23 protein-coding genes and 1 tRNA gene are annotated in these 26257 nt (G+C 62.4%); 8 read left to right on the top strand and 16 right to left on the bottom strand.

Annotation, left to right across the window (positions count from 1 at the left end; translation table 11 throughout):
• Positions 1 to 347: 347 nt before the first annotated feature.
• From rlmB to HMPREF2944_RS01460, 9 genes are all read right to left on the bottom strand, one after another.
• On the bottom strand, positions 348 to 1337 hold the full coding sequence (rlmB, locus tag HMPREF2944_RS01500; RefSeq protein WP_049342682.1) for a 23S rRNA (guanosine(2251)-2'-O)-methyltransferase RlmB: 990 nt from the start codon (positions 1335 to 1337) through the stop codon (positions 348 to 350).
• A gap of 96 nt (positions 1338 to 1433) precedes the next feature.
• Positions 1434 to 2852 (bottom strand): cysteine--tRNA ligase, encoded by a 1419-nt coding sequence (cysS, locus tag HMPREF2944_RS01495; RefSeq protein WP_049334007.1) that lies wholly within the window; start codon positions 2850 to 2852, stop codon positions 1434 to 1436.
• A gap of 71 nt (positions 2853 to 2923) precedes the next feature.
• Entirely contained in the window at positions 2924 to 3406 is a 483-nt protein-coding gene (gene ispF, locus HMPREF2944_RS01490; protein WP_070648276.1) for a 2-C-methyl-D-erythritol 2,4-cyclodiphosphate synthase, read from the bottom strand.
• A gap of 47 nt (positions 3407 to 3453) precedes the next feature.
• A complete protein-coding gene (gene ispD / locus HMPREF2944_RS01485; RefSeq protein WP_080974969.1) occupies positions 3454 to 4275 on the bottom strand; it encodes a 2-C-methyl-D-erythritol 4-phosphate cytidylyltransferase in 822 nt (273 codons plus the stop codon).
• Between the two features lie 22 nt (positions 4276 to 4297).
• On the bottom strand, positions 4298 to 4981 hold the full coding sequence (locus tag HMPREF2944_RS01480) for a response regulator transcription factor (RefSeq protein ID WP_049334005.1): 684 nt from the start codon (positions 4979 to 4981) through the stop codon (positions 4298 to 4300).
• A 39-nt stretch (positions 4982 to 5020) separates the two neighbouring features.
• Positions 5021 to 6157, bottom strand: coding sequence for a sensor histidine kinase (locus HMPREF2944_RS01475; RefSeq protein WP_049334004.1), 1137 nt, complete (start codon positions 6155 to 6157; stop codon positions 5021 to 5023).
• Between the two features lie 148 nt (positions 6158 to 6305).
• Positions 6306 to 7043, bottom strand: coding sequence for a phosphoglyceromutase (locus HMPREF2944_RS01470; protein WP_049334003.1), 738 nt, complete (start codon positions 7041 to 7043; stop codon positions 6306 to 6308).
• A gap of 209 nt (positions 7044 to 7252) precedes the next feature.
• Positions 7253 to 7570: a DUF2516 family protein gene (locus HMPREF2944_RS01465; protein ID WP_070679769.1), complete on the bottom strand. Its 318-nt coding sequence runs from the start codon at positions 7568 to 7570 to the stop codon at positions 7253 to 7255.
• Between the two features lie 73 nt (positions 7571 to 7643).
• A complete protein-coding gene (locus HMPREF2944_RS01460; protein ID WP_070679766.1) occupies positions 7644 to 8846 on the bottom strand; it encodes a trans-sulfuration enzyme family protein in 1203 nt (400 codons plus the stop codon).
• A gap of 183 nt (positions 8847 to 9029) precedes the next feature.
• Between HMPREF2944_RS01460 and tmk the strand changes: the two genes are divergently transcribed.
• Together tmk and HMPREF2944_RS01450 are read left to right on the top strand one after the other, a co-directional pair.
• The gene (tmk, locus tag HMPREF2944_RS01455; RefSeq protein ID WP_070648286.1) at positions 9030 to 9767 is read left to right on the top strand and encodes a dTMP kinase; all 738 of its coding nucleotides are present in this window, start codon (positions 9030 to 9032) and stop codon (positions 9765 to 9767) included.
• Positions 9764 to 10903 carry a DNA polymerase III subunit delta' gene (locus HMPREF2944_RS01450; protein WP_070648288.1) on the top strand — a complete coding sequence of 380 codons (1140 nt, stop codon included), beginning with the start codon at positions 9764 to 9766 and terminating at the stop codon, positions 10901 to 10903. The genes tmk and HMPREF2944_RS01450 overlap by 4 nt, the downstream gene beginning before the upstream one ends.
• Before the next feature lie 158 nt (positions 10904 to 11061).
• Here the strand turns inward: HMPREF2944_RS01450 and HMPREF2944_RS01445 are convergent, their stop codons facing one another.
• The 3 genes from HMPREF2944_RS01445 to manA all read right to left on the bottom strand — a co-directional run bounded on the left by HMPREF2944_RS01445 (position 11062) and on the right by manA (position 14177).
• Entirely contained in the window at positions 11062 to 12417 is a 1356-nt protein-coding gene (locus HMPREF2944_RS01445) for a PFL family protein (protein WP_070679763.1), read from the bottom strand.
• Positions 12418 to 12426: 9 nt separating this feature from the next.
• On the bottom strand, positions 12427 to 12696 hold the full coding sequence (locus HMPREF2944_RS01440; RefSeq protein ID WP_049342690.1) for an ACT domain-containing protein: 270 nt from the start codon (positions 12694 to 12696) through the stop codon (positions 12427 to 12429).
• A 293-nt stretch (positions 12697 to 12989) separates the two neighbouring features.
• Complete coding sequence (manA, locus tag HMPREF2944_RS01435; protein WP_070679759.1) at positions 12990 to 14177, bottom strand: mannose-6-phosphate isomerase, class I; 1188 nt, start codon at positions 14175 to 14177, stop codon at positions 12990 to 12992.
• Positions 14178 to 14314: 137 nt separating this feature from the next.
• Here manA and HMPREF2944_RS01430 point away from each other — a divergent pair, with 137 nt between their 5' ends.
• Complete coding sequence (locus tag HMPREF2944_RS01430; protein ID WP_070679757.1) at positions 14315 to 15721, top strand: phosphomannomutase/phosphoglucomutase; 1407 nt, start codon at positions 14315 to 14317, stop codon at positions 15719 to 15721.
• A gap of 148 nt (positions 15722 to 15869) precedes the next feature.
• Here the strand turns inward: HMPREF2944_RS01430 and HMPREF2944_RS01425 are convergent, their stop codons facing one another.
• The 3 genes from HMPREF2944_RS01425 to HMPREF2944_RS01415 all read right to left on the bottom strand — a co-directional run bounded on the left by HMPREF2944_RS01425 (position 15870) and on the right by HMPREF2944_RS01415 (position 20187).
• Positions 15870 to 17051, bottom strand: a complete 1182-nt coding sequence (locus HMPREF2944_RS01425; RefSeq protein WP_070679754.1) for an FAD-binding oxidoreductase — start codon at positions 17049 to 17051, stop codon at positions 15870 to 15872.
• Positions 17052 to 17536: 485 nt separating this feature from the next.
• Positions 17537 to 18010: an RrF2 family transcriptional regulator gene (locus HMPREF2944_RS01420; RefSeq protein WP_070679750.1), complete on the bottom strand. Its 474-nt coding sequence runs from the start codon at positions 18008 to 18010 to the stop codon at positions 17537 to 17539.
• Positions 18011 to 18336: 326 nt separating this feature from the next.
• The gene (locus HMPREF2944_RS01415) at positions 18337 to 20187 is read right to left on the bottom strand and encodes a phosphoenolpyruvate carboxykinase (GTP) (RefSeq protein ID WP_070679748.1); all 1851 of its coding nucleotides are present in this window, start codon (positions 20185 to 20187) and stop codon (positions 18337 to 18339) included.
• Positions 20188 to 20709: 522 nt separating this feature from the next.
• On the opposite strand from HMPREF2944_RS01415, the gene HMPREF2944_RS01410 reads away from it, so the two are divergent.
• The 5 genes from HMPREF2944_RS01410 to HMPREF2944_RS01390 all read left to right on the top strand — a co-directional run bounded on the left by HMPREF2944_RS01410 (position 20710) and on the right by HMPREF2944_RS01390 (position 25492).
• A tRNA-Arg gene (locus HMPREF2944_RS01410) sits at positions 20710 to 20785 on the top strand.
• 232 nt (positions 20786 to 21017) lie between these two features.
• Complete coding sequence (locus tag HMPREF2944_RS01405) at positions 21018 to 22607, top strand: DNA repair protein (RefSeq protein WP_070679745.1); 1590 nt, start codon at positions 21018 to 21020, stop codon at positions 22605 to 22607.
• The gene (locus HMPREF2944_RS01400) at positions 22607 to 23842 is read left to right on the top strand and encodes a cell wall biosynthesis glycosyltransferase (protein ID WP_070679742.1); all 1236 of its coding nucleotides are present in this window, start codon (positions 22607 to 22609) and stop codon (positions 23840 to 23842) included. The genes HMPREF2944_RS01405 and HMPREF2944_RS01400 overlap by 1 nt, the downstream gene beginning before the upstream one ends.
• A gap of 379 nt (positions 23843 to 24221) precedes the next feature.
• Complete coding sequence (locus HMPREF2944_RS01395) at positions 24222 to 24542, top strand: 2Fe-2S iron-sulfur cluster-binding protein (RefSeq protein ID WP_049333989.1); 321 nt, start codon at positions 24222 to 24224, stop codon at positions 24540 to 24542.
• 2 nt (positions 24543 to 24544) lie between these two features.
• On the top strand, positions 24545 to 25492 hold the full coding sequence (locus HMPREF2944_RS01390; protein WP_070679739.1) for a DUF4232 domain-containing protein: 948 nt from the start codon (positions 24545 to 24547) through the stop codon (positions 25490 to 25492).
• 141 nt (positions 25493 to 25633) lie between these two features.
• Here HMPREF2944_RS01390 and HMPREF2944_RS01385 read toward each other — a convergent pair whose 3' ends face one another.
• Positions 25634 to 26221, bottom strand: coding sequence for a malonic semialdehyde reductase (locus HMPREF2944_RS01385; protein WP_070679736.1), 588 nt, complete (start codon positions 26219 to 26221; stop codon positions 25634 to 25636).
• Positions 26222 to 26257 lie beyond the last annotated feature (36 nt).

The following is a 26257-nucleotide window of genomic DNA, read 5'->3' as shown; positions in this document are numbered from 1 at the left end:
CACAAATAAGGGCCTTTAGGTTCATTCTGACCTGAACAGTGGAACAAAACCCCTAGTCAATGCGGGGTAAAGGCGTCAAAAAATCTTCGAAAAAATCTTAAAAATCCCCACGAAAGCCCGAAAATCCCCAAAAATCACTCCGGAAACCCCCTACGGAAGCGCAAAAGGCCCCCGAAACGAAGAAAAGATGGGGGAAGGGGCTACCGCCCCTCCCCTGCATCCTTATGTTTCCGCTCCTCGACCGGTTCCCTGGCGTACCCGCCATCAAGAGCAAAGGGGGAGGGCGCCCCTCACGGGACGCCTTCCCCCTTACGTTCATAAACCTACAGAACGGTTATCGCGACAACCTACTCGGCAGCCACCGCACGACGACGGGACACATCGTACAGAGTGATGCCCACAGCCATCGCCGCGTTCAGCGACTCCATCGCCGAATCAATCGGAATCGACACAATCTGATCGCAGTTCTCGGTCACCAGGCGGGACAGGCCCTTACCCTCAGAACCAACCACCACGCACAGCGGCTCGTTCGCAAGCTCCAGAGCCGGCAGCTCAATATCGCCACCGCCATCCAGACCAATCACAAAGATGCCCTGCTCCTTAGCCTGCTGAATCACGCGAGTCAGGTTAGTCGCCATTGCAACGGGAATACGAGCAGCCGCACCGGCACTGGTCTTCCACGCACCCGCGGTCACCGCAGCCGAACGACGCTCGGGAATAATCACGCCGTCACCGCTAAACGCCGACACGCTACGAATAATCGCCCCCAGGTTACGGGGATCGGTAATGCCATCCAGCGCCACAAACAGCGGCGGAGTCGACAGCTTACCCGAGTGCCAGCGCTCCATCGTATCCAGCACCAGATCGGTAGCATCCGGGTACTTGTACGGCGGAATCTGCATCGCCACGCCCTGGTGCACCGCACCATCGGTCAGACGATCCAGCTCGCTACGCGGAATCTCCAGCATCGGGATGTTGCGCTTATTCGCAATCGTCATAATCTCGCGAACGCGGTCATCCACCTCAATGCGGCTCATAATATACAGGTGCTTCGAGGGAATCTCGGTACGTAGCGCCTCCAGCACCGCGTTACGACCCGTCACCAGCTCATCGCTGGCGCGCTTACCGCCCAAACGAGTCTGGAACTTACGGTTCGTACCGGTCGCCGCACGACGCTCAGCCGCACGCTTCATCTTGTACGCCTTGTGGTAAACGCGATCCTCAGCCTTCGGAGTCGGGCCCCTGCCCTCAAGGGCCTTACGGCCGTGACCGCCGGTGCCCTTAGTAGCACCCTTCTTCTTGCTGGTAGCGCCCGGGCGCGAACCTGCCTTAGCCATTCTTCTCTTCCTTCGTCAAAATAATGAATACGAGTCTACGCGAAAAGACCCGCAACGCCTAAGCCCCCAACGCAGAACGCGGGGCACGCCACCAACCTACGCAATGCTCCAGCTCGAACCCTCAGCGCCGTCACGCACCTTCACACCCGCGGAGAACAGCAGGTCGCGCATCGCATCGGCCTTAGCCCAATCCTTCTGGGCACGCGCATCCGCACGCTCCGCCAGAACCGCCTGAATCAGGGAGTCCAGGGCCTCGTGCTCGGCATCCGAGGCGCCCTCAGCGTTAAAGCTCATCAGCTGCGCCAGGCCCAGCACCTCAGCCATAGCCATCACGGCATTAGCGGCCTCCGAAGCGTCCTCACCGGCAGCGAGCGCTGCATTACCCGCGCGAGTCTGCTCATGCAGAACCGCCAGGGCACGAGGAATGTTCATATCGTCATCCATCGCCTCGGCGAAAGCCTCGGGCACCTCGCGGTCGGGCTTCAGCAAATCCTGAGTTGCGGCCAGGAACGACTCAACACGCTCAATAGCCGTTGCCGCCTCCTGCAGAGAAGACGGGCGATAGTCCAGCACCGAACGGTAATGCGCGCTACCCAGGTAGTAGCGAACCACCAGCGGACGAGCCATTTCCAGCATCTGCGCCGGCGAAATCGTATTACCGATAGACTTCGACATCTTCTCACCCTCGTAGGTGACCATGCCGTTGTGCATCCAGAAGTTCGCGAAATCATCGCCGGCCGCGGTCGACTGGGCCAGCTCGTTCTCGTGATGCGGGAAGCGCAGATCCAGACCGCCGCCGTGAATGTCGAAGCGCGAACCCAGGTACTTACCGGCCATCGCCGAGCACTCCAGGTGCCAACCCGGGCGGCCACGACCCCACGGGGACTCCCACGAAGCGGTCAGCGGCTCGCCCTCCTTATAGCCCTTCCACAGCGCAAAATCACGAGGGTCGCGCTTACCGCGCGGATCGGCATCCGCCGAATCCTGCATATCGTCAATGCTCTGGTTGGTCAGCGAGCCGTATTTCTCCCAGGAACGCACATCAAAGTACACGTCACCCGAGTCATCCAGCGCCGGGTAGGCGTGGCCGCGGTCAATCAGGCGCTGAATCAGAGCAAACATCTCGGGAATATGGCCGGTCGCGCGCGGCTCATAGGTCGGCGGGTCAATACCCAGCGCCGCGTAGGCCCGAGCAAACACCTTCTCAAAACGATACGCGAGCGCCCACCACTGCTCATTCGGGAACTCGCCCTCAAAACCGGGCTGCATGGAATCAGCGGACTTCGCCAAAATCTTATCGTCAATATCGGTGACGTTGCGGACCGTCGTCACCTTCAGGCCGCGGTAGCGCATCCAGCGGCTCAGCTGGTCGAACACCAGCGCAGAACGGATATGGCCCAGGTGCGGTTCACCCTGCACCGTGGCACCGCAATAGTAGATACGCGCCTCACCGGGCACGACGGGCTCAAACTCGCGGATAGTTGCGGAAGCTGAATCATAAAAACGCATAGTCACACTCTCATTTTACGGGGTCGGTTCAGGCACCGGGGCGATAGGTTACGGAATGGGTCAAGCCGAGCATAAGCCTAGTGACGCTCATACACCAGGGCCGTCGCAATCGCCGCCACGCCCTCTCCGCGACCGGTCAAACCCAAACCGTCGGTAGTCGTCGCAATCACCGTCACCGGGGCACCCGCCGCCTCACTGAGTACGCGGTTCGCCTCCTCACGACGCGGCGAGAACTTCGGGCGGTTACCAATCAGCTGAACGCTCACATTGCCAATCTCGAAGCCGGCCGCACGCACAATCGCCGCCGCCTCCGAAAGAATACGAACACCCGAGGCGCCCTTCATATCCGGGCGGTCCACACCAAAGTTCGAACCTAGGTCCCCCGTGCCGGAGGCGGCGAAGAGCGCATCCGCGGCGGCATGAGCCACCACGTCGCCATCGGAGTGGCCGCTCAGGCCCCGCTCCCCCGGCCAGTGCAGGCCGGCGATGTGCAGGGGCGTGCCCTCCGGGCCAAAAGCGTGAACGTCAACGCCGGTGCCGACGCGCGGAATAACAGTCATGATGGGTCCTTCGCTCAATAGATATTAGACAGAAGAAGAGGGGATACTCAGGGGCGCGTTCCGCCAAAGAGCGCCCGCGCCACCTTCAGATCCATGGGGGTGGTCACTTTAAAGGCGTCCTCGTGCCCGGCCACCGTCAGCACCGGTTCGCCGGCCGCCTCCATCGCCATCGCGTCATCGGTCAGCAGCTCGGCTTCCTCGGGAGGCAGGGCTCGGCTACGCTCATGAGCCGCCAGTAGCGCCGCCACCTCGAATCCCTGCGGGGTTTGTACGGCGCGCATGCTCGAGCGAGCCGGGGTTCCAGTAACCACCGCGGAGGCATCCACCGTCTTGATGGTATCGACCACCGGCAACACCGGAATAACCGCGCGCACCGTCCCCGCGGCAACGCGGGTGCCCAGGCCCTCCAGCACGCGGTGGTACACCTCCGGCGGGGTGAAAGAGCGGGCACAATCGTGAATCAGCACGTAATCCACCGCGATCTCGGCCTCGCGAAGCGCGTCAAGAGCCGCCACCACCGATGCGGTGCGGGTGTCACCGCCGACCGTCACCAGCGCCTCGGCGCGGTGCGCGTCCTCAAGGAGCTCCGGGCAGAGGCTCTCGCACCCGGCGGGCACCGTCACCACCACGTGCTCGGCAATCCGCGACTCGCGGGCGCCCTGCAGGGCATGGTCGAGTAGCGTACGCCCCTGCACGCGGACCGCGGCCTTCGGAATCGGCTCACCCAGGCGCGTTCCCGAACCTGCGCCCAACACAATAATGGCCACGCGCGAGGGGTCTTTGCTCTGCCGGTTCTGCGCGGGCTGGTTCTGCGCGAAGCGGTTCTGTGCGTTGGCCTCGGCGGTCACGGAATCAGCGGTAAAGCTCATACGTACTCTCCTCGGCTCGACGCTAATTCTCGAACTTATAGCCCAGGCCGCGAACCGTCACCACGTAGCGCGGTGCCGAAGAATCCGGCTCAATCTTGGAACGCAGGCGCTTAATGTGCACGTCCAGGGTCTTCGTGTCACCCACGTAGTCCGCGCCCCACACACGCTCAATCAGCTGTCCGCGCGTCATCACGCGACCAACGTTGCGCAGCAGAATCTCCAGCAGCTCGAATTCCTTCAGCGGCATGGGTACTTCCTCGCCGTTGACCGTCACCACGTGGCGATCGATGTCCATGCGCACGGGGCCGCCCGTAAGAACCGCGTCCATCGGCATGTCGGGCTCGGCGGAACGGCGGCGCAGCACCGCGCGGATGCGTGCAATCAGCTCGCGCGCCGAGTAGGGCTTCGTCACGTAGTCGTCGGCGCCCAGCTCCAGGCCAAACACCTTATCCAGCTCGGAGTCCTTGGCGGTCAGCATGATAATCGGTACCGAGGACACCTCGCGGAGCTTACGGCACACCTCCGTGCCGGGCATGCCGGGAAGCATCACGTCCAGCAGCACCAGGTCGGCGCCCTCGCGCTCAAAGGTGGGCAGCGCGTCCAGGCCATTGTCCACCACGACCGTCTGAAAACCCTCACGCCCCAGCAGGAAGGCCAGGGGATCCGACAGGGCCTCTTCGTCCTCAACAATCAGAATTTTCGTCATACTTTATCCTTGATTCCCATAAAACCTATACCGCTAACACTACACTGTGAGCGGTGCCTCCGGCGCCTCGGTCAGCGGCAGGGCCAACGTAAACGTCGAGCCCTCCTGCGGCATCGAACGCACCGTCACACTGCCGCCGTGCTGAGTCATCACATGCTTCACGATGCTCAGGCCCAGGCCCGTGCCGCCGGTCTGACGCGAGCGAGCCGGGTCCACCCGGTAAAAACGCTCGAAGATGCGCTTCTGCTCATCCTCGGGAATACCCACCCCCTGATCCGACACCTCAATGAGCAGCTGATCAGCCACGCGGTGCACCAGAATGTCCACCTTCGTATGTTCGGGCGAGTAGCGAATCGCGTTCTCCACCAGGTTCTGCACGGCCATACCCAGAAGCTCGGCGTCGCCGTACACCTCGGGGGCGTCCTCAATGCGGCTGGAAACCTGAATGTCCTTCTCCTCGGCAGCCAGGTGGGAGCGGTCCATCGCGTCCGCCACCAGGGTGGGCACAGACACCGGGCCGCCACGGGCAATCACGTCGGTCGACTGCAATCGTGAGAGCTCGATAATGTCGCGCACCAGCGCGGAGAGGCGGCGCGTCTCCTTGTGCAGGCGGCCCACGAAGTACTCAATCGCCTCCGGGTCATCGCTAGCCTGCTCAATCGCCTCCGCGAGTAAGCTCACCGCGCCCACGGGTGTCTTCAGCTCGTGCGACACGTTCGCCACGAAGTCGTTACGCATGCGTTGCACGCGAGAAATTTCGGTGCGGTCGTCGGCAAGCACCAGGATGTATTCGTCGCCCAGGGAGGCCACGCGAACATCCAGGACCAGTGCCTCGCTCTCGCCGCGGTCAATCTCAAAGCTTTGCTCGGCAAAAATGCCGCGGTGGCGCACCGTGCGAATCATGCTAGCCAGCTCGGGCGAGGTGACCGTATGCCCGCGCACCAGGCCCATCGCGTAGGCGCCCGGCGAGGCCTGAACCACTCCCCCCACCTCGTCGATGACCAGGTAGGCGCGGCCAATCACCGCCAGCACCTGAGCCGCACCGTCACGCAGCGTCGGTGCGGATACGAGGCTACGCTCACGCTCACGCTCACTACGGGCCACCGCGTTCATGCTCAGAACGCCGACCAGCAGACCTATCATGCCCGCGATGAAGGCGATCAGACCGGCATCCATACGTTCTCCTCCTGCGTGGGTATCTTCCACAAGTATATTGAACAGCCGCCCACCCAAGAGGCCGGCCCACGCAATGAGCCGCCCACCGAAACGGTGAGCGGCTCATAATCACGCGGGCGCTCTGCAGAGCGAACCTCGCGAGAGGTAATTACTTACCCTGGTTTGCCACGGCTGCGATGGCGTCCTTAGCGGCCTCGGGATCGAGGTACTCGCCAGCCTTAATGGGCTTGAAGTTCTCATCCAGCTCGTAGTACAGCGGGATACCGGTCGGGATGTTCAGGCCGGCGATGTCCTCGTCGGAAATGCCCTCGAGGTGCTTCACCAGCGAGCGCAGGGAGTTACCGTGCGCTGCCACCAGAACGGTCTTGCCTGCTGCCAGGTCGGGCTTGATGTCCGACTCCCAGTAGGGGAGCATACGGCCCAGAACGTCCTTGAGGCACTCGGTGCGGGGAGCGTTCTCAACGTTGGCGTAACGAGGGTCGTGTGCCTGCGAGTAGGGGTCGTTGTCGTCCAGCGGGGGCGGCGGAACGTCGTAGGAACGACGCCAGGTCATGAACTTCTCGTCGCCGTATTCCTCACGAATCTCGGACTTGTTCTTACCCTGCAGGGCGCCGTAGTGACGCTCGTTCAGGCGCCAGGTGCGCTTGACGGGAATCCACAGGCGGTCCGCTGCATCCAGGGCGATGTTTGCGGTGTTGATAGCGCGACGCTGCAGGGAGGTGTGCACAACATCGGGGAGGATGTTGCGCTCTGCCAGCAGCTCGCCGCCGCGCTTAGCCTCGGCGCGGCCCTTGTCGGTCAGGTTGACGTCCACCCAGCCGGTGAACAGGTTCTTCTCGTTCCACTCGGACTGGCCGTGGCGCAGGAGTACTAGTTTGTAAGTCATGCTTCTATTTTTTCATTTACCCGCCGGTTTGTCATGCCTTCGAGGGCAGAAAATACGGGTTCTCCCAAAAACTTGCCGGATGCACCGCTCAGTTGGCAGAAAGCCCCGCATCCCGCGCCCGGAAATCGTTCCGGAACGCGGTATGCGGGGCTCACCGTATGCGCTTGCGGCGGCCACAAGGTGGGCGCGGATGCTTCGCTGAAAACCTCTTAGAAGCGGCGGCCACCCACGACGGGCCACACGCCGGCCAGGAACACGCCACTCACTACGGCGGCCATCAGCTGCAGCATCAGCATCGCGTTGCCCGCGCCGGTGAAGGCTGAGAAGACGCCCAGCACCTGCACCGCGGCGGAAACGCCAGTCAGGGCAAGCCAGGTGTTCTTGGGGCGCTTGCCCGCGAACTCGTAGGCGTTGGCCGGTGCGGTCCAAGCACGGTACAGCGCCAAAACGCCAATCACGGCACCGGCGGCCGACAGCAGAACGTTAATCAGAAAGGTCGCGTAGAGGACCAGGACAATAGGAGACATCGTATTCCTTCACTCGAGCGGCCGTGTAGCCGGGTACCCAGTACCCTAGCACACTACCGTAGCTAACGGTGCCTTATCGAACGACCTTGAAGGCCTCGACCAGATCATTGTAGAGGTCATCGACGTTCTCGATACCCACGGACAGGCGCAGCATCGACTCGGGAATCGACTCCGGCTCGCTGCCGTGGCGGCGGCGGCGCTCCACGAGGGATTCCACACCGCCGAGGGAGGTGGCGGGGGTCCACACCTTCAGCGCCTCAACCACGTTGCGGGCGCCCTGCGCGTCGGTGTCCAGCGTGATGCAGAGAATCGCGCCGAAGCCGGACATCTGCTTCTTCGCGACCTCGTGGCCACGGTGGCTCTCAAGGCCCGGGTAGCGCACCTCCGAGACGAAGGGGTGCTCGCTCAGACGCTCGGCCAGCACCTGCGCGTTCTGCACCGCACGCTCCACGCGCAGCGCCAGGGTGCGCAGGCCGCGCAGACCCAGCCAGGCCTCCATGGGGCCGGGAATTGCGCCGTTGGTGATGCGGTAGTGCAGCATCGCCTTGTACAGCTCCTCGTTCGAGGTGAGGGTCATGCCCAGCAGCACGTCCGAGTGGCCGGCCAGGAACTTCGTGGCCGAGTGCACCACGACGTCGGCGCCCAGGTCGAGCGGACGCTGCAGAATCGGGGTGGCGAAGGTGTTGTCCACGGCGGTCACGACGCCCAGGCGGCGGGCTGCGGCAAGAATCTCGGGAAGATCTCCCACCTCAAGCATGGGGTTGGTGGGGCTCTCAAGCCAGGCCAGGACCTTCGGGGAGGAGTAGTTCACGTTTTCCGGGGTCACACCGGCGCGGGATGCGGCGTCCTCCATGGCTGCGATAACGCTGGCAGTGTCCTCAATGTCCACGCGCACCAGCTCGATGATGCCGCGGCGCTCCAGGTCCTTGCACAGGGTCACGGACGCCATGTAGGCGTGCTTAGGAATCAGGACGATAGCGCCCACCGGCACCAGGTCAATCACGGAGGAAACGGCGGCCATGCCGGAGGGGAACAGCAGGCCGGGCTGGGAAGCGTTCTCCAGCTTAGCGACAACCTCTTCCATGCCTTCCCAGGTCGGGTTCGAGAAACGGGCGTACACGCGGTCGTGCTCAATGTTGACGGCGTCCACGCCGCGGTAGGTGGAAGTCAGAACAATCGGGGGGTTCACCGGCGCATCGTGCTCGTGGGCGGGGCGGCCACCGGCGACTACATAGGTTTCAGCGGAATAGTTCATGTCATGGTTATCTGCACTCATGCCTTTAAGCCTGGCACACCGAGGCCTCGAACGCATACCTCATCCAGCACTTTCCGATCAGGATTAACACGCTTTTTACGCGGGGGCACTGCCGAGCCCCGCGCGAAGGCCGTTGCGGCTCCCACCAGCAGGCCGCCGACGCGCACCGCAGGCCCACGGCGAACCCGGTACCCTTAAGGGGTGATGGATACTCTCAGCTACACCCCCCTCCCCGATTCCGCGGACCCCGCCAACCGCCGCGGGCTCTTCATCGTGGTCGAAGGAGGCGACGGCGCCGGCAAAACCACCCAGCTCACCCTGCTGGATGAGGCACTCCGTGCCCGAGGCTACCGGGTCGTCACCACCCGAGAGCCGGGCGGCACCGAAATCGGCGAGAAGCTACGCGCCCTCGTGCTCGAGGCGGGCCAGGGTGCTATTGACGACCGCACCGAGGCGCTCATCTTCGCGGCCTCCCGCGCCGCGCACGCGGCTCAGCTGATTCGCCCCGCGCTCGCCGAGGGAGCGATCGTGCTCTGCGACCGCTACATCGATTCTTCCGCCGCCTACCAGGGCGTGGGCCGCGACCTCGGGGTGAATACTATTGTTGACCTGAGCCGCTGGGCCACCGAAGACCTGGTGCCGGACGCAACCCTGCTTCTGAGCGTGCCCCTGCGCGCCGAGCAGGAGCGCATGACCGAGCGCGGCACCGTGGACCGCATCGAGGCCGAGGGCGCCGATTTTAAGGCGCGCATCCACTCCGCCTTTGAGCGGATTGCTCGCGAGGATTCCAACGGTTCGCACCGCATCGTCGACGGTGTGGGAACGATTGAAGAGGTGCACGCCCGCGTCCTTGAGGTGGTGGAGCCTCTACTGAGCCAACGTATCCTCGATCGTTCCGCCGCGCCGCGGGTGACCGAGCAGAAGACCGAGGGGGATGCATGAGCCTGTGGGATTCTCTGCTGATTCCTGAGCGCGAGCGCGACCAGTTGCGCCGTGATGCCGCTTCCTCACGCCCGACCCACGCTTGGCTGTTTACGGGCGCGGCCGGCGCGCCCCATCGCGAGGCGGCCAAGGTGTTTGCCGCGGCCCTGCTCTGCGAGCAGCCCGAACCGCAGAACCGCGGATGCGGTGAGTGCAAGGGCTGCGTGACCGTGATGAACGGTTCGCACGCGGACTTCACGCACTTTAGGACCGAGGCCACGAACATCAGCATCGAGGAGGCGCGCGAGCTGGTCATGAAAGCCCAGGACCGCCCGACGGTGGGTCGCTGGCGTGTGATTCTGCTCGAGGACACCGAGCGCATGCCCGAGCGCACCTCGAACGTACTGCTCAAGGCCATCGAGGAGCCACCTCCGCACACCATCTGGCTGTTGACGGCCCCCTCCCCCACGGATGTGCTGGTCACGATTCGTTCGCGTTGCCGTCCGGTGCAGTTGCCGGTTCCCTCGGAGGAGCAGGTGCACGGGTATCTTCTCTCGCGCGGTGTGGCCGACCCGCTGGCGCGCCGCGCGGCACGCCTGGCCATGGGCGATGCCGAGGAGGGGTACCGCCTGGCCACCGATGAGCAGGCCATGGCTCGCCGGGAGATGACCACCTCCCTCATTCTGAACGTCCGTTCTATTTCTTCGGCCTTTAGCGCGGCGGAAAAACTCACCGACCTGGCAGAACAGGATGCCCAGGCGGTCTCCGCCGCAAAGGATGAGCGGGAGCGCGCCGAGCTGATGGCGCTGTTGGGCATCCGTGAGGGCGAGCGCGTGGCCCCGACCCTGCGCGCCCAGGTGCGCCGGCTTGAAGACCAGCAGAAGCGCCGGGCCAAGCGCGTAGCCTCCGATACGCTGCTGCGTTCGGTGGCCCAGGTGCAGACCGTACTTCGCGATGCACTGACGCTCTCCCTTTCGGCACAGCTGCCGCTCATTAACGAGCACCTGCGCGAGCCGCTGACCGCGTGGTGCGAGCGCCGCTCCCCCGAGCGGCTCCTGCAGGACGTGCAGGCGATAGAGATTACCCTGCGCCGCCTGCGCACGAACGCGAACGCGCGCCTGGCCCTTGAGGCACTCATGAGCCGCTTCGTCGCGTAGGCTCGCACTCGAGGTTACGCAGCGCCGCACAAAACTAAAAGGCGGGGGCCGCTATTCAGAGAACAAACATTCTTTGAATAGCGGCCCCCGCCTTTTATACAGCGATTTTTTCGCCCGGTACCGCGGGCTCGCGTCAGCCCGGGCGAACCGGCACCCGCCTAGTTACGGAAGCCGTGCACCGGCGAGGGAATACGGCCGCAACGGGCGATAAACGCCTCCGCGCTCGGGGTGTGCGTGGGCATGACCGGCGCGCGGCCCAGCAGGCCACCAAACTCGACCATATCGCCCACGCCCAGGCCCACGGCCGGGATAACGCGCACAGCGGTGGTCTTGTGGTTCATCACGCCGATGGCAGCCTCGTCCGCAATCATGGCGGCGAGGGTTGCGGCGGAGGTGTCGCCGGGAACGGCTACCATGTCCAGGCCGACGGAGCAGATGGCGGTCATGGCCTCGAGCTTGTCCAGGGTAATCTGGCCGGCGGCGGCGGATTCAATCATGCCGATATCCTCAGAAATCGGGATGAAGGAGCCGGAGAGACCGCCGACGTTCGAGCAGGCCATGAGGCCGCCCTTCTTGACCGCGTCGTTGAGCAGCGCGAGGGCCGCGACGGTGCCGTGAGTGCCGACGGTTTCCAGACCCATCTCCTCGAGGATGTGAGCCACGGAGTCACCGATTTCGGCGGTGGGTGCCAGGGAGAGGTCGATGATGTTGAACTGCACGCCCAGGCGCTCGGCGGCGAGGGTGCCGACCAGCTGACCCACGCGGGTGATTTTGAAGGCCGCCTTCTTGATTTCTTCCGCGCAGGTGTCGAAGGATGCTCCACGCACCTTCTGCAGGGCGCGGTGCACCACGCCGGGGCCGGAGACGCCCACAGAGATGGTGGTGTCTGCCTCCTGCACGCCGTGGAAGGCGCCGGCCATGAAGGGGTTGTCACTGACGGCGTTGGCGAAGACCACGAGCTTGGCGCAGCCGAAGCCGTGCGTATCGGCGGTCAGGTCGGCGGTGGCGCGGATGGTTTCGCCCATGAGCTTGACGGCGCTCATATTGATGCCGGCACGGGAGGAGCCGATGTCCACGGAGGAGCAGACCACGTCGGTCTCGGCGAGGGCGCGGGGAATGGAGCGAATCAGCTTCTCGTCGGCGGGGGTCATGCCCTTGTCGACGAGGGCGCTGAAACCGCCCACGAAGTTCACGCCCACGGCCTTAGCCGCCGCGTCGAGGGTGCGGGCGAACTCCACGTAGTCCTCATCCTCGGATGCACCTGCCACAAGCGCGATGGGGGTGACGGCGATGCGCTTGTTGACGATCGGGATGCCGAGCTCGGCCTCGATGCCTTCGCAGACGCTCACGAGGTTTGCCGCGCGGGTGGTGATCTTCTCGTAGATCTTGCGGCGGGCTACTTCGCCGTCGGAGTCGGCGCAGTCGAGCAGGGAGATGCCCATGGTGACGGTGCGGATATCGAGTTTTTCTTCCTCGATCATGCGGATGGTCTCGAGAATATTGCTGTTCATCATGGTGGTCGCCTAGAGGGTGTGCATTGCCTTGAAGATGGACTCGGCCTGAATACGGATCTGCACCCTCTGCTCGCGCTCGACGCCGACCATGGCTTCCTGCAGGTCGATGAGGTTCTGCTCGTCCTTGTTGAAGGAACAGTGCATAATCATGGTGAAGTATTCGCCCATGATGGTCTGGGAGACGTCCAGGACGTTGACCTTGCGCTCAGCCAGGGCGGTGGTGACCGCGGCGATGATGCCCTCGTGGTCGATACCTGTAACGGTGATGATGATCTTCACGGTGTTCTCCTTGGGGATGGTGCGAATACTGACGGCGGATGCGTCCAGCTGCCGCGGCGGGCGGAATCACCCGGGTTTTATGCATAGAAGAACGAACCTATGCATAATTATACCGACAATTATAGGTTACCCAGGCCACAGATAACAGGGGAACGCGCACTATTTTGCAAAGCCACACCCCAAACCCTCAAAACCCGAGAATAAAAAATCCGCGGCTTCCCCGATATAGATATCGAAAAAACCGCGGATTCTTATAAACCCGTGTATCTAAAACCTCTAGCGAGACTTAGATATTAAACGTAGGATGCGATATACAGCTCACCGCTACCGCTCAGCACGGCCTCGGAGGGCTCGCCCACGTGCAGTACCGACTCGGTGGCGCCGAGCACGAACTCGTCCGTACCGTTGCCGTCCTTGGCCTGAATCGTTACCTTACCCGCGACGCTCAGGGCCGCGCTAATGCCCTTGAAGGTGTAGTTCAGCGGCTTGCCCTCTTCAACGCGAACACGGGTCACGCTCATGCGCTCATCCCACATGGCGTAGGTGCCCAGGGGACCGTCCTCGGGGTTGGGGCGCTGGATGACGGGTGCATCCTGCTTCTCGCCGAGCACCTTAATGAGCTCCTCGGTGTCGATATGCTTGGCGGTCAGGCCGGCACGCATCACGTTATCGGAGGGGTTCATCAGCTCAATGGCGGTACCCGAAACGTAGGCGTGCACCTGGCCGTCGGGGGTAAAGGCGGACTCGCCGGGAGCAAGGTGCACCAGGTTCATCACGAAGGCCACGAGCAGACCGCGGTCACCGGGGTACTTGCCGTCCACGATGCGCACGAGCTCGGCGGCGTCGGCTACCACATCGTTCGAGGCGCCCAGCAGCCCGGCGGCGGTGTCTACCAGGTGCTGCACTGCGGCGGAGGCGGTCTCCTCGGGCAGGCGGATAATCTCGGTCAGAAGCTGCTTGGGGCTGAGCTCGGCACGCTCGTCCAGCCAGGCGGCACCGAATGCGGCGGCCAGGGTCTTGAGCTGCTCGACGGGGCGCACGCCGGTGAGCACGCGCATCGGGCTCAGCGCGATGACGGTCTCGGGCTTGGAGTAGCGGTCCTTGTAGTTGCGGTAGGGCGCATCAATCGCGATACCGCGGGCCTGCTCGTCCTCGAATCCGGCGATGGCCTGTTCGGGGGTAGGGTGCACCTGAATGGACAGGGGGGCGTCAATCGCAAGGATTTTAAAGAGGAAGGGGAACCAGTCGGAGGTTCGGTCCGGGCGCAGGAAGCGGGAGGGGTTCTCCACGATCAGCTCGTTCAGCGGGGATTCGGCGCCGTCCACGGTAGCGCGCGAGGGTGCAGCCGGATGCGCACCCACCCACACCTCAGCTTCGGGCTGTTCGGTGGGTACGGGCACGCCACGCATACGTCCTAGAATTTCGCGTGAACCCCACGCATAATTCTGAATCTGGTTTTTAAGGGAAAAAATCTCACCCATGGGGAAAAATACCTCTCGCCGGGGGCTGTTTGATGTAAGTGACGTGATAAAAAACCCATATATTCAGCGGAATTTATAAGGTTTTACCTGCCCATTATAGGGGCTTAGTAGACTTCTTTACCGCTAAAATAAAAGGCGTGACTACTATTAATCTACATGACTCATTCAAGGCGTACGACGTGCGTGGCATCGTCGGCGAGACCATTACTGCAGAGACTGTTCGCGCTACCGGCGCGGCATTTGTCGATGTTCTGGGACTGCAGGGCCAGACCGTCCTGGTCGGCGGCGACATGCGTCCCTCCTCTCCCGAATTCATGGATGCATTTGCCCAGGGTGCAACCGCTCGCGGCGCAAACGTTGAAAAGATCGGTCTGATTTCTACCGACGTTCTTTACTTTGCATGTGGCGTTGAAAACGCCGCCGGTGTTACCTTTACCGCTAGCCACAACCCTGCCGAATACAACGGCATGAAGATGGCTAAGGCCGGCGCCGTTCCGGTGTCCTCCGAAACCGGTCTGTTTGACATCCGCGACCAGGCACAGAAGTACCTGGACGCCGGCGAGATTCCCTCGGTTGAGAAGGTCGGCACCGTGACCGAGAAGGACATCCTCAAGCCCTACGCAGAGTACCTGCGCAAGCTCGTGGACCTCTCCTCCATCCGCCCGCTGAAGGTCGTGGTGGACGCCGGTAACGGCATGGGCGGCATGACCACCCCCGCCGTTCTGGGCGACACCATCCTGCCGGGCCTGCCCCTGGAAATCGTCCCCCTGTACTTCGAGCTGGACGGCACCTTCCCGAACCACCCGGCCAACCCGCTGGAGCCGGCCAACCTGGTCGACCTGCAGAAGGCTGTCGTGGAGCACGGCGCAGACATCGGTCTCGCTTTCGACGGCGACGCCGACCGCTGCTTCGTGATTGACGAGAAGGGTAACGCAGTGACCCCCTCGGCCGTGACCGCTCTGGTGGCCGAGCGCGAGATTGCCCGTGCCAAGGCTGAGGGCAATGAAGAGCCCGTCATCATCTACAACCTGATCACCTCGAAGGCTGTGCCCGAGCTCGTTGAGAAGCTGGGCGGCCGCGCCGTGAAGACCCGCGTTGGTCACTCCTTCATCAAGGCCGTCATGGCTAAGGAGAACGGCGTGTTCGGTGGCGAGCACTCCGCTCACTACTACTTCAAGGACTTCTTCAACGCCGACACCGGTATGCTGGCCGCTATGCACGTGCTGGCAGCTCTGGGTGGCGACGACAAGTCCCTCTCCGAGATCAGCGCGAAGTACTCCCCGTACGTTGCCTCCGGCGAGATTAACTCCGAGATTGAAGACAAGGCTGCCGCTGTGGACCGCGTGCGTGCACACTACGCTAACGCTCCCGTGGTTGTTGAGGATTCCGACGGCACTACCTTCACCAACACCGAAGAGGGCTGGTGGGTTAACCTGCGTCCGTCGAACACTGAGCCGTTCCTGCGCCTGAACCTTGAGGCACCGGATGTCGCCACCATGGAGCGCGTCCGCGACGAGGTTCTGGCTCTGGTTCGCCAGGGCTAAGCTCTCCGCTAGCTACTAAAAAATCCCGCCCCGCAGAATATGTCTGCGGGGCGGGATTTTTATTTTGAGTTCTTAGCCCGGCTAGATTTTCTGCCTAATAGGAGAACCTAGCCGGCCATAAGAAAGCTAGCCGGCGAACCGGAGGTTTTTATGCTTCGCGTGCCTGGTCGTGGAGCATCCACTGGTCCGGGCCGAAGATCTCGTAGTTGATGTTCTTGCCGGGGACGCCCGCATCCACCAGTGCGGAACGCACGCCCTGCATGAAGGGCAGCGGGCCGCAGAGGTACACGTTGGCGTTGGAGGGAACGTCCAGCTTGGAGACGTCCACGCGGCCGGTGTAGTCACCGCCCTCGCCCTCGATGAAGGAGACGAGGCGACCGTTGGGCAGCTTGCCGACGAGCTCGACGAGCTCTTCGCGCAGGGGCCAGGTGTCCAGGCGGCGGTCTGCGTGGACCACGGTCACGGGGCGGGTCGAGCCCTTCTCAACCAGCTCGGAGAGGAAGCTGAGCATGGGGGTGGTGCCGATGCCCGCGGAGAAGAGGTACAGGGGTGCCTCGGGGTCGCCGAAGCCCTCCAGGGTCAGGTCGCCGTAGGGGTTGGAGAGCTCAACGACGTCGCCGACCTTCAGCTCGTGCAGGATGGAGGTCATCTCGCCGTTGGGGTCGAGCTTCACGCCGATGCGGCGCTGGTTCTTCTCGCTGGGCAGCAGGGTGTACTGGCGTGCCTGGCGCAGACCGTCGCGCGCGGGAACGGTGATGGAGACGTACTGGCCGCCCTTGGACTCGGTCATGGGGGTGTCATCGGCAGGCTCGAAGGTCAGCACGACGACGTTCTCGCCGGTCTCCTTGCGGTCCACGACCTTGAAGGGTGCGCGGGTCACATCGTTGGCCTGAGAAGCATACAGGCCCTTCTCCAGCTTGATGAGGGCGTTGCCCATGAGCCAGTAGACCTCGGTCCAGGCGTCGACGATTTCGGGGGTGGCCAGGTCGCCGAGGTTAGCGGCGATAGCCTCGAAGAGGTACTTGTAGACGGTGGGGTACTCTTCTTCCTTCAGGCCCAGGGAGGCGTGCTTGTGTGCCACACGGGAGAGGACCTCGTCGGGGTAGGAGTCCGGGTGCTCAACAATGTAGGAAGCGAACACGGCGATGGAGCCTGCCAGTGCGCGGGGCTGGGTGCCCTCGAGCTGGGAGGAGCGGGAGAACATGCCGTCCATCAGGTCGGGGCGGGCGGCGAACATTCGACGGTAGAAGTCGGGGGTGATGTCGTTAATGCGCTCGGCGATGATGGGCAGGGTCGCCTCGATAACCGGGCGGGACTTTTCGGAGAGCATCGGTGTATGCCTTCTTCCTGTAACGGTCACCCGCGGGATCCGGAAGCGTTGCGGGCCGACGTTGGTGGCGGCCCCGAGGTGCCCCGAAGGTCACCCCGTTGGTGACAAAGTGTTTATAAAACACCCCTACCCTAACACTTTGACCTATGTTTGCGTTTTCTCAGGGCGTACTGTGTGCCGGGAGCACCCCGACTCACGGGTACTTAAGGTTTGTTTAGACCTGAAGTGTCAACTAAGTGAGACACAATATATTTGCGTTGGAAAAGCTGATTTCGCGAGTGACTAGCGACGGTGCATGCATAAAAATTCTGCAATGAATATATATTTTCATGAGAAAGTTTGCACACTCACGAAATAATGACTCTGCTCACATTTTTATACCGTGAGCTCAAATCTGCATATTTTCGAAAATAGTGCACGTTTACAGCCCCGAGTAGTCGTCCCGGAACTAGTCGGCAAGGCTCTCCACCGAGCCTCCAGATGACCTACGAAAAAGCGGGAATCGCGTTCTCCGGAGGAGCCATTCCGAGCTCCAGAAGGATCGGACCCACGGGGCTGGCACCCGCGGTCAATTCGGTAATCGTCACCGAATCCACGGCAGCATAGAAAGCCTCGCGAGCCCTCGCCAGTACGTTGCGCAGGCGGCAGAACTTATCCAGGGGGCAGTGGCCGTTCTCATCCTCACACTCAATCATGGGGATGTCACCCTCAGTAGCACGAAGAATGGTGCCCACCGTCACCGAACACCCGGATTCCGAGAGCATTACACCTCCGGAGCGACCGCGCGTCGAATCCAGATACCCCTGGTTCACCAGGAACGCCACGGCCTTCGCCACGTGATTGTAGGGAGTATCCACGCCCTCCGCGATCTTCTGGGTCGACAGCTTCTGCCCCGGCTCCAGGGCAGACAGGAGCATCAGCACACGGAGCGAGACATCCGAGAATGCTGTCAAACGCATGGATACTCCTTTACTACTTCGCCTTCAGCGGGGAACCCGCCGAGCATCCGGTGGCACGCGCACCGCATCGACCGACCGGGGCGCGTCAAAAACATACACAGGCATTGTATCGATGCGCTCCATGTACTGAAAGTTAGAGGCCTCTTCCCCACTCGATTGAAGGTGTCCAAATATTTCTTCGGCTCGTTCGCATTATCTTTTACGGTGCATAGCTTTACATTTCAAATTCGCGCGCTCGGTGCCCGGCAGATAGGCAAGGGGCGGAACCTCAACCGAGATTCCGCCCCTTCAACCACTCAAAGAGTTAGCGATTTAACCTCACCAAATTAGTCCTCCAGGGACTTGGCCAGGGCATCGCGCTGCTCGCGAACCTTGGCGGGCAGCTTATCGCCGAACTTAGCCAGCCACTCGTCGATGCCGGGAAGCTCAGCGGCCCACTCGTCCTTCGAGACAGCCAGGGCAGCCTTCAGCTCTTCCTCGGAGATTTCCAGACCGGTCAGGTCCAGGTCTTCCTTGGTGGGAACGGTGCCCAGGAAGGTCTCCTCGCCGCCGGCCTTGCCATCCAGGCGGTCGAAAATCCACTTGACCACGCGAGAGTTCTCGCCGAAGCCGGGCCATGCGAAGCCTCCGTCGGGGGTGCGGCGGAACCAGTTGACGTAGTAGACCTTCGGCATGTTCTCTGCACCGTGCTTCTTGCCCAGGTCAATCCAGTGCTGGAAGTAGTCACCGGCGTTGTAACCGATGAAGGGCAGCATGGCCATCGGGTCGCGGCGAATCACGCCGACGGCGCCCTTAGCGGCCGCGGTGGTCTCCGAGGACAGGGTGACGGCGCGGAACACGCCCTGCTCCCAGCTGTCGGACTCGGACACCAGCGGAACGGTGGTCTTGCGACGGCCACCCAGAACGATGGCGCTCAGCGGCACACCCTCGGGGTCGTAGTACTCGGGAGCGAGCATATCCACCTGGGATGCGGGGGTGCAGAAGCGGGAGTTCGGGTGAGCTGCCGGGCGGCCAGACTCGGGGGTCCAGTCCTTGCCGGTCCAGTCAATCAGGTGTGCGGGAGCCTCGTCGGTCTTGCCCTCCCACCAGACGGAGCCGTCGTCGGTCAGTGCAACGTTGGTGAAGATGGTGTTGCCCTTGGCGATAGCCTTCATAGCGTTCGGGTTGGTGGAGTAACCGGTACCCGGTGCCACGCCGAACAGGCCGGCCTCGGGGTTGACCACGCGTGCCTGGTGGTTCTCGTCGAACTCAATCCAAGCGATGTCGTCGCCGACCATCTCAGCCTTCCAGCCGTCAATGGTGGGCTCCATCATTGCGAAGTTGGTCTTACCGCAAGCCGAGGGGAACGCTGCGGAGATGTAGCGAACCTTGCCCTCGGGGTTGGTCATCTTCAGGATGAGCATGTGCTCTGCCATCCATCCCTCGTCGCGACCGATGACGGATGCGATGCGCAGTGCGTAGCACTTCTTGCCCAGCAGTGCGTTGCCGCCGTAGCCGGAACCGAAGGACCAGATTTCGCGGGTCTCGGGGAACTGGACGATGTACTTCTCGGGGTTGCAGGGCCAGGAAACATCCTTCTGGCCGGGCTCCAGGGGTGCACCAACGGAGTGCAGGGCCTTGACGAAGAAGCCATTGGTCTCGTTCAGCTTGGCCAGAACGTCCTTGCCGATGGTTGCCATGATACGCATGGAGCAGACAACGTATGCGGAGTCGCTGAGCTCAACAGCAATCTTGGGGTTCTTAGCCTTCAGGGAGCCCATGACGAAGGGAATGACGTACATGGTACGGCCGCGCATGGAGCCCTCGAACAGGCCGGTCAGGGTCTGCTTCATTTCGACGGGGTCGCGCCAGTTGTTGGTCGGGCCGGCGCCCTCTTCGGTCTCGGAGCAGATGAAGGTGCGCTCCTCGACACGTGCCACGTCGTCAGGATCGGAGAAAGCTGCGTAAGAGTTCGGGAATTCGTGATCGCTCAGGCGAACAAAGGTTCCGGCATCCACCAGCTCCTGCGCAAGGCGGTTATATTCTTCCTCGGAGCCGTCCACCCAGTAGATGTGGTCGGGCTGCGTCAGCGCGGCAACCTCGCGAACCCATTCCAGAAGACCCTGGTGGGTGGTGGGTGCGCTCTGCAGCTCCTTTTCGAGTTCGGCAGAGAGAGTACGAGTTGAGGTGTCAGCCATTGACGTTTTCCCCTTCAATCGGTAAATACCACGGATACTACGTTGATCCGCGATAGGTCTGCGGTAGCGAAGAAGCAGTTAAAAACTACAAGCGTGCAAATAATGGTGAATATGCACGCTTGGACAGAAGCCACTTCCTCGTGATGCTTACAGAATAACGCATTAACGACCCGAACATCCTTCTATGACGTTATTTCTTACGTTCCGCCCGTCACACCTTCAGCAGGAAGACACCGAGGGTAATCAATGAGAAATTCGAGGGCCGGAGGGTAAGAATCGTACGGGGCGGAGGGTTCTCGCAGGGGATCCCCACCTCCCGTTCGGAGCAGCACAAAAAAATATTTTAAAAAATTTTCCGGGAACCAAAAACCCCGGAATTTCGCGGTAAAACAAGGCATTACAACACTCCGGTGACCCAAAAATGGGACCCTTTTGAGTTTTTCGACTTGCAGGCCCCTCGTAACCTCCGTATAGTATTACCTGTTGCCGCGACGGATTGAAGAAATCCGAGGCGAGGAACATGCGCCTGTAGCTCAACGGATAGAGCATCTGACTACGGATCAGAAGGTTGGGGGTTCGAATCCCTTCGGGCGCACCACCGATCCCCGGTTCTTCGGAACCGGGGATTTTTTGTATCCCCGGACATGTGAGCCCGGACGGGGTCACCTTCCCCCGCCTATTGTGGGCGCGGCGGGTGCATCCTCACCAAAAATCCGCATTTCACCCGCACAATATGACGTGCGCCGGCGCACACCGGTGAAAAAACGCATAGGATGGAAACAAGACCTTCCACGCCCAAGTTGGAGGGACACATCACGCGAAGGAGCACCATGGCTCAGTTATCCATCCCGCAATCCCTCATAGGTGCGCTTATCGATATTGCAGATCTAGGAACACTCGACTACTTCGCCCCCAGCGAGCGATGCGCGCACTGGGCCCTCTACGACAACCAACGCCGCGAGTTGCTCTGCCCCTGCGCCCCCGCCGAGGTGCCGAGCGTTGAGAAGCTCTTCGAGAGCGCCGCAAAAATTCTCTACGAAAACTTCCCGCGCTATATCGATACGCCCGACCAAATCATCCCGTACACCTCGCGTCAGGAGCTTATGGCCGCCCTCCTGCGAGGAGAGGACACCGCAGAAGGCCCCGAAGACACCGGCGCAGAGGGCAACGACGCAGAAACCGTTACCGAGGCCGGGGAAGCTACCGAGGGAATCGTCGTGCAGAGCGGCGAAGAAACGAGTGAATCGGCCGAGGCCGTTGCACCGGCTGCGGAGAAGCCCAAGCCCTCCCCCGCGCTGATGGCTCGCCGCGCCCGACCGGTAGCCGAGCAGGAGACTCCCGGAGAGCAGACGGTCGAGGAGAAGGGTCTCGCCCCCTCGGAGGCCCCCAAGCCCAGCGTCCCGAAGCCCAGCGCACCCAAGCCCTCCGCCGCCCAATTTGCAGCCCCCAAACCTGCCCCGCCGAAGCCCAGCGCACCGGTTGCCCCCGCGCCCCTCGAGGTTTCCTCCGAGACGCGCCCGGCCGCACCGAAACCGCCGGCGCCCTCCGCGGCCCCCTCACCCAGCATGTTCCGCAAGGCGACGCTCACCTACCGCCCGCCGCAGATCGAGGAGTACCTGCAGGGCCTGCGTGCCCGGCAGCAGGCCGCCGAGCAGGCCACTGAGCAGAACGCCACCCCCGAAAACATCGCTTCGGAGGCCCCGAACATCCCGGCGCCGGTGCCCGTGCCCTCCGCCGGAGCCGCGCGGACCGCGACGAAGAACGTTGCGCCCGAGGCTCCCACCCGCCCCGCAGGGGTCACCGCGGAAGATCGTGAGCGCGCCTACCGCATCCGTCCCGGGTTGCGTCAGCGCATGGAGCGCGAGGGACTCACCGAGGACCTCGTGCGCACCGTCCTGCGCGAGGGCGCAGCGGAACGAGTCAACGACTGGACGATTCGCTTCAGGCATGACGACTACCGCGTGGACGTCAACACCGCCTCCGCCGAGCTAATAACCGTCGTCGACGAGTACGAAGCCGAGTGCAATGACGGGGCCAATACCGCCCTGGCCCGCGGCGAGTACACCCCGCTCAATGCTCTCAAAATGGCCTTCAGCGAGCGCGCCCGCGTCTTCCTCTCCAAGAACCCCGAGTTCGTCTTCGACCTTATGGTCCGCACGCTCGAGAACCCCGAAAGCGTGCGCATGGGTGAGGGCTGGACCCGCATCTACGCCGCGGAGGGGCTGGAGATGACCATCTCCCCGGATCAGCGGACCGTACTCTCCCTGACCAAGACCCCCGATTTCCAGGCCCTGCACGCCGAGAGTCTGCGCCGCGCGCAGATTGAGGATCTCAGCGATGCCATTAACCGGCAGGCCGAGGCCGCCACATCCGAACAGCCCAAGCCCCAGAACGCTCAGAACGCCGAGGAGGAGAAGTAATGTCGGCCAAGCAGATTACCGTTCCCCTCGAGGTGTACGTGCGCCTGCAGGAGCTGGCCTCCCTGGCCGGCTACAGCTACCGCGAGGCGGAGGAGGGGACGGAGCGTACCTGGGACCTCGCCAACGACGAGGACGCCTCCCTGCTCGATGAGCGCGGCGCGATTCGCCCCGAGGCCGCAGAGCTCTACTTCACCCTGATGCCGCTCATCGCCCACGAATTCGTGCAGCAGCAGCAGGCCCTCGTGGAGGCCTACCGCAAGACCCCCAAGCCCGCCGCGGCGCGCGCGAAGATTCGTCCCTCCAACCAGCGGCTCATCCCGCTGACCGAGGTGCCGCTCGAGAATCAGCGTATCGCCGCGCGCATCGAACAGGAGTTTTACGGCGAGGTGCCGGAGAGCCGCCGCATTTACGGGGTGCTGCCCGGCGTCATGGACTACATGATGCGCCACGACCTCGGCTACGCCCTGCTGCTCGAGATTATCGAATCCCCCAAGAGCGTGGTACGCGAGGAGACCGCCGAGGAAAACCGCTACGGCCGCGAGGTCACCCTCTACACCCACGAGGATCTGGGCTACCAGGTTGTGTTGAACCCCCTCACCGTGGAGGTTCTGGCCCTGCGCCCGCTCAAGGCCTCGGCCGGCGGCTACCAGCTCTCCCTCGAGGCTCAGAGCCAGCTCAAGGCGCTGGGCCTGACGAGCGAGTACATTACGCGCATCCTGGATGAGGCCGATAACCGCCAGCCCATTCCTGGTACGAGCCGCACCGTGTACTCCCTCAACGGCTACCAGGTGGAGTTCTCACACTCCGATCAGCAGGTCATCCGCATTGCGCGCGGTGTCGCCGCGAACCGTAATCCCTTTGAGTCTCAGCCGCGCATGAGCGGACGCAAGCGCCAGCGCGGCCGCAAGATTCCGCACGACGTGGACGAGTTCGTCCAGCTTCTACAGGAGCACGGATTCACGGTGACGATGGGCGGTAAGCACTACGATATACGCCACGAAGCGCTGGCTCCGGGGCAGAAGGCCGTCACGTCGGTGACTCCCTCCGACTCGCAGCGTTGGCACCTGAATTCTGCGCGTCAGATTCGCAATACCTTCGGTGTTGATCTGCGCTATGCCGATCCGCGCGATAGCGTGCGCGGCATCGTGCGGGGTACCCGCCCCGCAAAGGATGCGCTCCCGGCGGAGGATTCCGCGCCGGATGACGGCAAGCAGCCCGCGGATAGCGTGAGCTGAAGGGCAGCGTTCCGAGGGTGAGCTGGCCGGATAGCCCGTACGTATAGACCGGGTTGGCAGACCCGGTGCGCGTTAGGCCGTGCGCTCGCAGAAGGGGCGGGGCTCGGGGGCTGTGCTCCCGGCGCCCCGCCCCTGCGTCTTTATGCTTTCCAAGGTATTTATTTGCACCCCGGGGCAGGAGTAAATGACGGGTCTTTCCCCGCTTGTCAAGGGATCAAAGGGTAGACTAGAAGCGAGCTATACGTGCTCTTCAGCATAAAAATTAATATGCGTTCCCGCAGGATGCGTGACGCTAGAGTTCGGGGTATCACATCGGTGGGGTTAATACCGGCCCCTGCCTCTACAATAGAAACGCATCACTACAGAAGAAGGAGAACGCATGGGCGTAACGATTAAGGTCACTGACGAAGCAGGCGAACACTACGATATTCAGTGGGAAGACCACCACACCCTCCTGGAGACCCTCCAGGCCAACGGCGTGCCGGTCCTCGCCACCTGCGGCGGTAACGCATCCTGCGCAACCTGCCACGCCTTCATTGACCCCGAGCACTACGCGGCTTCCGGTGAGCGCACCGAGGCCGAGCAGGACCTGCTCGACATGGTTGATGATGTCGCAAACGAATATTCCCGCCTGTGCTGCCAGGTTGAGTACGCCCCCGGTATGGACGGAGCAGAAATCCAAATGCAGGCGGCGATGTAACAATGTTTAAATCGGCTCAGGTACTCGCATCAACCACCCTCCTCTGCGGCGTGCTCGCGCTCAGTGGATGCGGCGCGTCCCAGGCCGGTCAGGATGCAGAGGACACCTCGGCACACCCGAGTGCCTCCGCATCGGTGAAGCCCGGCACGATTAGTGTGGCTTCCGAGAGCCCCAGCGCTTCGGTGGCCCCGGGCTCCATCACAGTTGTCAATAGCGCGTCCCCGGAGCACGGGGATTCTTCCTCCGCTCACGCCGAGGAGTCTAGCTCGGAGAATCACGAGTCGAAGCACGATCATTCGTCTTCTTCCTCGAGCGAGGCAAAGCACGAGGGTCTTCCCCCGGAGAATAGCGAGAGCAATAACGGCGAAGAGCGCAATGACTCCGATTCCGGGAACCGTCAGGGTTCTTCCTCGGATTCCGGTTCCTCTTCCTCGAACTCGGGTTCGTCGAATTCCTCCGGCGGCAACAGCAACGGTAATAACAACGGTAGCTCGAGCCGATCCGATAATTCCGGCCAGAAGAACGCCGAGGGACCCTCGCAGTGCTCCATGGATGATTTGAACGTTTCGGTCTCCGTGACGGACAACTCCCCCGGTGCACGCACCCTCACGCTGTACTTCCAGAATTCCAGCGATTCACCCTGTTCCCTGCGCGGGTACCCGCGCGTGATTTACGCGGACTCTTCGGGTAATTGGGTGGGGCGAGAGGCTTCTAACTCCTCCGAGTTCATGAACCCCGCCGGTGTGACCATCGCCCCGGGTGATAGCACCACGGTGGTAATGCGCTCCATCAATACGAGCCGCTTCGGCGATAGCTGCGGCGCGCGACAGGTGGAGGGCTTCCTGGTGGGCCTTGCCGGCGATCGGGACGGCGTTACCGTACCCTTCGACACGACGGCTTGTTCCTCTTCGGTCCCGCAACTGTCCGTGGGCCAGTTTGGGGCACGCTAGGTAGCGCGACCCAGCAGGCGGCGCAGTAAGACGTTAAACGCGTATATAGTTCAAGGGCGGTTCCCCATCGCGGGGAACCGCCCTTGAACTATTTCTAAGCCTAATTCTTAGGCTCAAGGTTATGTGGCAGCTTCGCGCGTTTTAGACGGAGCGGGTGACGTCCTCGTGGCTGAAGCGTGCGGAACGATCGTAGCCGGAGGGGATGCCGTGGCCAATGTTGACGACCAGGAAAGGCTGCTCGTTGGTACCCGCCAGGAACTCCTTCTTCAGACCCTCGAAGTCTGCGCCGGTCATGGGACCTGCGTCCAGGCCGAGGGCGCGAATCGCGGTGATGAAGTAGCCAGCCTGGATGTGCGCGTTCATATCGGCGGTGGGCTTTGCCAGGTTTTCGTCAGCATAGTAGCCCTTAATGAACTCCGCGGAGCGGGGGTTGAAGGTGTCGGCCTTCTCGACCCAGCCGTGGTCTGCGGAGAGCAGCGCGATCATGGGTGCGGATTCGGCCTTGGGCTTGTTACCGTCCACCAGGTAGGAGATGAGGCGCTCGCGAGCCTCAGGGCTCTTGATCCAGGTGATGCGCAGGGGCTGGCTGTTGAAGGCGCTGGGGCCGTAGAAGGTGAGCTCCTGGATGCGGCGCAGTTGTTCGTCGGTGACGGGCTCGTCGGTGAAGGAATAGGCGGTGCGAGGCTCGTGGAAGAGCGCGACGAGCTGTTCTTCGTTCAGGCGGGTCATGATGATTCCTTTGCTGAGTTCTTAAATTATTTTACG

Source organism: Rothia sp. HMSC072E10, assembly GCF_001813965.1.
Classification (GTDB): domain Bacteria; phylum Actinomycetota; class Actinomycetes; order Actinomycetales; family Micrococcaceae; genus Rothia; species Rothia mucilaginosa_A.
The sequence above is the reverse complement of the archived record's forward strand: the minus strand, read 5'-3'. Positions and strand labels throughout refer to the sequence as shown.